Here is a 4,930-nt window from a genome sequence, read left to right as displayed (position 1 = left end):
GAGATTCGAGATTCGAGAAGTATTGCATAAGGGTTGGCTTTAGGGTCAACCCTTTTTATTGTAAGAGCCTTTCTCGAAGCGAAGCGCTCTATAGGACGAAGTCCGTGCTCGCATCTTTCTTCTAAAAAATAGAACGTCCAATACGCTCAGAGAGCAATTCTAAAGCCTGAGTTCCCGCCAGTGAATTACCCGACGCGTCCAGTTCTGGAGACCACACCGCGATCGTCATTTCGCCAGGAACAATCGCTATAATCCCGCCACCGACACCAGACTTTCCTGGCATACCAACACGATAAGCAAACTCTCCCGCCCCATCGTACAAACCACATGTTGCAAGCAAAGCATTCAGCTGTTTGGTTTGAACTGGCGTGATGATCTCTTTCTTGGTCTGAACCGACACACCTTTGTTCGCCAAATAGCTAAAGGTTTTCGCCAAGTCCACACAGGTCATTTTAAGCGCACAAGCATGGAAGTAGTTATTCAGTACTGGGATAACATCATTCTCAAAATTACCAAACGAACGCATCAAATAAGCGATAGCAGCATTACGATCGCTGTGCATCATCTCAGAAGCCGCCACAACCTTGTCATACACAATATGAGTATCACCTGATAGCTGACGGACAAATTCTAATAAACGGTGTCTTGGTGCTGATAGACGGCTTTGTAATAAATCGGCAACGACAATCGCGCCAGCATTAATAAACGGGTTACGAGGGATGCCGTGTTCCATCTCAAGCTGAATCATCGAGTTAAAGGCTTGTCCTGAAGGCTCCTTTCCAACGCGTTGCCAAATTTCTTCCGGCTTATACAACACCATCGCCAACGTCAGGCTTAAAGCTTTAGAGATTGATTGCACGGAAAAGGCTTCATCGGCATCGCCAGCTTGAATAACTTCACCTTCATTGGTGTATACCGCAATCGCCAGTTTCTGGTTCGATACACGAGCCAATGCAGGAATATAATCGGCGACCTTTCCCTGACCAATTAAAGGGCGAACTTCATCTAAAATCTCGGCCAAAATAGCTTGAGTTGGTTTCATGTGAGCTTACTTCTTATTGTTATTTTTGTAGGGGATGTGACATTACTTTCTGTCCTTAAACCTTTATCGTAAAAAAGCCTAAGGACAAAAAAGCCAACATTACAATAATGTTGGCTTTTATCAATCCCATAAAATGTAAGGTTAAGATCTTAATCCGATCTCACCTTCATTTTTTATTCAGAATTACTTAGTACGCTTGTACTTGATATCCCAAACACCATGACCTAAACGGTGGCCACGAGCTTCAAATTTCGTTAGTGGGCGCTCGTCTGGACGAGGAATGTAATCCCCATCTTCAGCGATATTCTTGAAGCCTGGAGCGACGTTCATCACTTCAATCATATGTTCGGCGTAGTTTTCCCAGTCTGTTGCCATGTGGAAAATACCAGTATCAAGTTGCAGCTTACCGCGAACCATCTCTGCAAACTCAGCCTTAACGATACGACGTTTGTGGTGACGAGCTTTATGCCATGGGTCAGGGAAGAACAGTTGCAGTGTATGCAGGCTGCTGTCTGGGATCATGTGTTCAAATACTTCTACTGCATCGTGACACATTACACGCAGGTTAGTTACGCCAGCATCGCGAGCTGTACCTAAACACGCACCAACACCTGGGCTGTGAACTTCAATACCTAAGAAGTTTTTCTCAGGCGCATTCTTTGCCATTTCAACCAGTGATGCACCCATACCGAAGCCAATTTCTAGTACAACAGGGTTGTCGTTGCCAAACACTTCTTTCCAATTAAGAAGTTCTGGGTTGTAGTCGATACCCATTGTTGGCCAACATTCGTTCATCGCGTTTTCTTGGCCTTTTGTTAAGCGGCCTTCGCGGCGAACAAAACTACGGATCTTACGAACCAGTTTGCCGTCTTCAGTATATTCGTTAGTGGTCACTTCACTCATTGATTTTTGCCTGCACATTGATTAATCAAAGCGGGGATTATCCAAAGAATTGCCTCCGGTGCAAGTCTTTCCGTGGATAAATTCCCACACAATTTGTCTGTTTTACATCCAACCGTAAGTGTGGTGCAATTTCACTCCTAATAATAGCAAAGCATAGAGCATGTCGTGACTCCTTTCGCAACCGCCATATTAAAGTGGTATGACGCCTTTGGGCGCAAAGAATTACCTTGGCAACAAAACAAAACCGCCTACACCGTTTGGCTATCTGAAATCATGCTTCAGCAGACTCAAGTGGCCACGGTGATTCCATACTACCAGCGCTTTTTAGAACGCTTTCCAACAGTTATTGACCTAGCGAACGCCGAACAAGATGAGGTGCTGCACTTATGGACAGGGCTTGGCTATTACGCGCGAGCTCGTAACTTACATAAGGCTGCAAAGATTGTTACCAAGCAATATGATGGTGAATTTCCGCTTTCTATCGAAGAAATGAACGCGCTACCGGGTATTGGGCGCTCTACTGCCGCTGCAGTGTTGTCCTCTGTGCATAAACTCCCTCATGCGATTCTTGATGGCAACGTCAAACGCACCTTAGCGAGAAGCTTTGCAGTAGAAGGTTGGCCGGGGCAAAAGAAAGTCGAGAACCAGCTTTGGGAACACGCAGAAGCACACACTCCCAATCAAGATGTTGATAAGTACAATCAAGCCATGATGGACATGGGTGCGATGGTTTGTACTCGTAGCAAGCCCAAATGTACGTTATGCCCGATTGAAAGCATGTGTGAAGCTAAGAAGATCGATAGACAACTCGATTTCCCTGGCAAGAAGCCTAAGAAAGAAAAGCCGATAAAAGAAACATGGTTTGTGATTCTGTACCACAACAATCAAGTATGGCTCGAGCAACGCCCTCAATCTGGTATCTGGGGAGGACTATTCTGTTTCCCTCAAAATGAAAACGCAGAGATCGAACATCAACTAGACCTTCGTTCGATCAAAGACAATGAAACCAATTCGATCAAGACCATGATTGCGTTTCGACATACTTTCAGCCACTACCACTTAGATATCACGCCTGTATTAGTAAAATTAGATAAACAACCAGATTTGATAATGGAAGGGACTAAAGGTCTCTGGTATAACTTATCAAAACCGGAAGAAATTGGCCTAGCCGCTCCTGTAAAGCAGCTTATTGAGAGCCTACCCTTTGAACTGAACGACGTTTGAATCAACGAACGCGATAAGAGGAACCACTATGAGCCGCACTGTATTTTGTGCTCGCCTTCAAAAAGATGCTGAAGGCCTAGATTTTCAACTTTACCCGGGTGACCTAGGTAAGCGTATCTTTGACAACGTATCTAAAGAAGCTTGGGGACAATGGCAAAGTAAGCAAACTATGCTTATCAATGAAAAGAAGCTGAACATGATGGATCCTGAGCATCGTAAACTTCTTGAAACTGAGATGGTTAACTTCCTTTTCGAAGGTAAAGATGTCGTTATTGATGGCTATACCCCGCCTAGCGAATAAGACATTTATTTAAATAAATTTTAATGACATCATGGTTTACGCCGCGATGTCATTTTTGTATGAGGAACTATGAAAAAGCTAAGTTACTTCCTAACAGCCATGTTGTTAACAGGGTGCAGTCGTGAATTTGTCGAGAGCATTTATGATGTTAACTACGAACCAACCAACCGGTTTGTAAGTAATTTGGCAGAACTACCAGGGCAATTTGAAAAAGATACTGGGGCGTTGGATGCTTTGATTAGTAGCTTTTCAGGCAATATCCAAAAGCGTTGGGGCAGCAGTGAAGTAAAGATGGCAGGTAAGAGTAACTATGTGAAATACATAGACAATTATCTAAGCCGTTCAGAAGTTAACTTCAGTCAAGGTATCATAACGGTAGAAACCGTCTCCTTAACAGATCCTAAAAAGCACCTCAAAAATGCGATCATGACGACGCTCCTGACACCCGATGATCCAGCTCATGTCGATCTATTTTCGTCCAAAAGCATAAAGCTAGAAGGTCAACCTTTCCTCTACAACCAAGTCGTAGACCAAGAGAAAAAGCCCATCCAATGGACATGGCGTGCTAACAAATTCGCAGATTACCTGATCGCCAATAACCTAAAAACCAAAGAGGTAGACTTTAAAAAAGCCTACTACGTCGAAATCCCAATGGTGGCAGATCATGCGAGCAAACGTAGTTATAAGTACGCCGACATAGTACAACGAGCATCTCAACGCTATGACATCCCTGAAGACTTGATCTATGCAATCATCAAGACAGAAAGCAGCTTCAATCCTTACGCAGTGAGCTGGGCAAATGCTTATGGTCTTATGCAGGTGGTACCTAAAACCGCTGGCCGAGATGTCTTTAAGCTCGTTAAAAAGAAACCTGGAGAACCAAGTCCTGAGTACTTATTCAATCCAGAAAACAACATTGATGCAGGCACTGCATACTTTTACATCCTTAAAAATCGTTATTTAAAAGACGTAAAACACCCAACCACGCTTGAGTACAGTATGATCTCTGCATACAACGGCGGCACTGGTGGCGTGCTCAATACTTTCAGTAAGGATAGAAAGCGAGCAATGCGTGACTTAAATTCACTGCAACCGAGTCAAGCTTACTGGGCACTAACAAAGAAACATCCCAATAAAGAGTCGCGCCGATACTTAGAGAAAGTAACAAAATTCAAGAAAGACTTTAACCAAGGTAAAACGTAAGCCTCACTTTTGAATAAAAAAACAACTAACGAACGTTTTTTTTAGTTATTTTCAAAAAAGGTGTTGACGGTTATGCAGAAAATCCGTTTAATAGCGCTCCGTTGCCCGGATAGCTCAGTCGGTAGAGCAGCGGATTGAAAATCCGCGTGTCGGTGGTTCGATTCCGCCTCGGGGCACCACAATTTGATTTGTTGGTGTCAACACTCTTTAACAGGGAGTAGCAACACGGACAAAAGCATAAAGAATTTAGTGTGCCG

Annotated in this window: 5 protein-coding genes and 1 tRNA gene; 4 read left to right on the top strand and 2 right to left on the bottom strand. The window is 43.8% G+C overall.

What is annotated here, in order from left to right; genetic code table 11:
• Window positions 1-121 precede the first annotated feature (121 nt).
• A complete protein-coding gene (gene glsB, locus AB4496_RS05880; RefSeq protein ID WP_009847707.1) occupies window positions 122-1,042 on the bottom strand; it encodes a glutaminase B in 921 nt (306 codons plus the stop codon).
• A 183-nt stretch (window positions 1,043-1,225) separates the two neighbouring features.
• Complete coding sequence (trmB, locus tag AB4496_RS05875; protein ID WP_016791043.1) at window positions 1,226-1,945, bottom strand: tRNA (guanosine(46)-N7)-methyltransferase TrmB; 720 nt, start codon at window positions 1,943-1,945, stop codon at window positions 1,226-1,228.
• 165 nt (window positions 1,946-2,110) lie between these two features.
• Here trmB and mutY point away from each other — a divergent pair, with 165 nt between their 5' ends.
• From mutY to AB4496_RS05855, 4 genes are all read left to right on the top strand, one after another.
• Window positions 2,111-3,169 carry an A/G-specific adenine glycosylase gene (mutY, locus tag AB4496_RS05870; protein WP_102258154.1) on the top strand — a complete coding sequence of 353 codons (1,059 nt, stop codon included), beginning with the start codon at window positions 2,111-2,113 and terminating at the stop codon, window positions 3,167-3,169.
• A gap of 28 nt (window positions 3,170-3,197) precedes the next feature.
• Window positions 3,198-3,470, top strand: coding sequence for an oxidative damage protection protein (locus tag AB4496_RS05865; protein ID WP_010435637.1), 273 nt, complete (start codon window positions 3,198-3,200; stop codon window positions 3,468-3,470).
• Between the two features lie 69 nt (window positions 3,471-3,539).
• Complete coding sequence (gene mltC / locus AB4496_RS05860; RefSeq protein ID WP_017103679.1) at window positions 3,540-4,673, top strand: membrane-bound lytic murein transglycosylase MltC; 1,134 nt, start codon at window positions 3,540-3,542, stop codon at window positions 4,671-4,673.
• 103 nt (window positions 4,674-4,776) lie between these two features.
• A tRNA-Phe gene (locus AB4496_RS05855) sits at window positions 4,777-4,852 on the top strand.
• The last annotated feature ends 78 nt before the right edge of the window (window positions 4,853-4,930 follow it).

Origin of the sequence: Vibrio sp. 10N.222.46.A1 (assembly GCF_041473595.1) — a bacterium.
Classification (GTDB): Bacteria; Pseudomonadota; Gammaproteobacteria; order Enterobacterales; family Vibrionaceae; genus Vibrio; species Vibrio tasmaniensis_A.
The sequence above is the reverse complement of the archived record's forward strand: the minus strand, read 5'-3'. Positions and strand labels throughout refer to the sequence as shown.

Excerpts from the sequence above, each read along its gene's own strand:
- AB4496_RS05865 (WP_010435637.1), top strand. The coding sequence starts at position 3,198 with ATGAGCCGCACTGTATTTTGTGCTCGCCTTCAAAAAGATGCTGAAGGC.
- glsB (WP_009847707.1), bottom strand. The coding sequence starts at position 1,042 with ATGAAACCAACTCAAGCTATTTTGGCCGAGATTTTAGATGAAGTTCGC.
- trmB (WP_016791043.1), bottom strand. The coding sequence starts at position 1,945 with ATGAGTGAAGTGACCACTAACGAATATACTGAAGACGGCAAACTGGTT.
- mltC (WP_017103679.1), top strand. The coding sequence starts at position 3,540 with ATGAAAAAGCTAAGTTACTTCCTAACAGCCATGTTGTTAACAGGGTGC.